2 protein-coding genes are annotated in these 1,902 nt (G+C 43.8%); both read right to left on the bottom strand.

Translation table 11 applies throughout. The features are described 5' to 3' along the window. Window positions 1-375: 375 nt before the first annotated feature. Window positions 376-1,194 carry a sterol desaturase family protein gene (locus A3761_RS23250; RefSeq protein ID WP_068511425.1) on the bottom strand — a complete coding sequence of 273 codons (819 nt, stop codon included), beginning with the start codon at window positions 1,192-1,194 and terminating at the stop codon, window positions 376-378. A 14-nt stretch (window positions 1,195-1,208) separates the two neighbouring features. Beyond that, window positions 1,209-1,902: pyridoxal-phosphate dependent enzyme (locus A3761_RS23245; RefSeq protein ID WP_156492060.1), on the bottom strand; the 694-nt coding region annotated here is incomplete at its 5' end.

Genomic DNA, 1,902 nt, shown 5'->3' with positions numbered 1-1,902 from the left:
ACTCACTGGCTGCAGAGTTTGCTAACCGGGATATAAGTGTCACCTCGATAAAATTCCCCTTGGTTAAGACCGAAATGGTTGCGCCAACGAAAGAATATAAAAATGCCGACCTGGTAAGCGCCGAGGATGCGGCACAAATGTTTATTGATGCGGTGATAGATAAGCCCAGAAAGCAACTTACCGGAATGGGCCTGTTTTTGGGGGCTATATCTTNATATGCGCCAGAATTAGTAACCCAGATCTATAACTACCTTTATCAAATATGGCCTGATGAGCAAGGAGAGTACCCCGAAATGGGCTTGGATAGGGCGCTTTTGACAAGTATTGTGCCGAACTCACCTTTATAGGGCTGTCATCAGTAGTGATATTTTTGAGCTAGTTAATTCTGTCGGGTGCTTCGTTTTTTACTTCTGATCCAGGGTATTTGTGTTCTTGTTTATAGCGTAAATATTCTTTTATGTACGTGCCAAAATACTTATCCAGATAATGAAGCGCCCCGGCATAGTTGCCTTTAAAGCGTGCATGATGAAAGTCGTGGTAAACCGGGCCGTCATATAAAGGCAAAAACCGCAAAGGATTCCATGGAAAGTCATAGCCTGCATGGCCGTCAGCGGCTTCAATATTTCTAATAATAATCCAGGCATAGAGCACATAAAGATGGCAGCCAAGTAAAATAGGGCCGAGCATGGCTAGACTGCCGATCAAGATGAACTCGATAACATGAAAGTAGTTACCGTCTAATGCGCAGGTGTTGTGAATTCTATGATGGACCGAGTGAACCTTGCGTAGCATCCATTTGTTTTCATGTAGCCAGCGATGCATTAAATAGAAAAGAAAGTCATCCAACAAAAGAAAAAAGATAATTTGAATTACCCAGACGTACCAAGCTGGTATAGGGCCTTCGTGAATATCGCTATAACGGAGAATTGGCCAAAAGATAATGAGGAGCACAAGCATGATCAGCGAATTGAAGCTGATTCTAGCGATATTGGGCCAGAAATATTTTCTTACCTGGAAGGGTTTGTCTTGAATTTTATAGGGCTTTGCCCAATCTGGGTCAAGCCAAGCAAGAATTGTCCAGGGGGTGGCAACGACAAGAAAAGTACCGACACTCAGGGCGAGTGTCGCGACGGGAAAGGCTAAAAACATAGGGTCTTGATACAGTTCAAATAGTTCGTTGAGTTGTTCTATCACTGTTCGTTAGTCCCTTATAGGCTCGTGTTGGGTGTCAGTAGTGCTTTAAGCTCTTGGGGGAGTGCATAGGTTTTTGAACTAGCTGGTAGCAGATTGGTGTCACGAGAGTTGAACGTGTGCCAATAGACAAAAGTTTTATCTTTCTCGGCTTGAGCGTGACTCAGTACTGCTGCCGCAGTTTTCGCTGTATAGGTTGATTCGAGGTTTATATGATGAGCTGCAAATAGCTTGAGCGCGGCCTTACTTGCTGTGGTGCTTAAACCGTAGCCATCACCGAAAAAATAATTGTTTAAGTGTATTTGGGGCGCTTTTTTTATTTCCAGCTTGTCGGATCGATGCTTTAAATAATTAGCCGTTCTCATCATCAGTTTAGCAATAGTTTTATCTGTGCAAGTTTCAATGGGGCCGAGATGCGATGGGGCGACACGAACGCCAATGACTTTGGTTTTTAGTCCCAGTAAGTTACAGCCAAGGGTCAAGCCGGCAAGTGTTGCGCTAGAACCCACAGGACAGTATAGATAGTCAGGTTCGGGAATTAACTGAGCATCAATTTGCATTTTCAGTTCAAAAGCAGCATTGACGAAGCCGAGGCAGCCAACAACATTTGAGCCTCCTGCGAACAAGCTATAAGTCTGCCTTTTCTCAAACAAGCTTCGTTGATAAAAATGGAAAGCCGTTTTAGCGATCGTTTTTCTGTAGTCCAGTTTT

Source organism: Oleiphilus sp. HI0123, assembly GCF_001635315.1.
The sequence above is the reverse complement of the archived record's forward strand: the minus strand, read 5'-3'. Positions and strand labels throughout refer to the sequence as shown.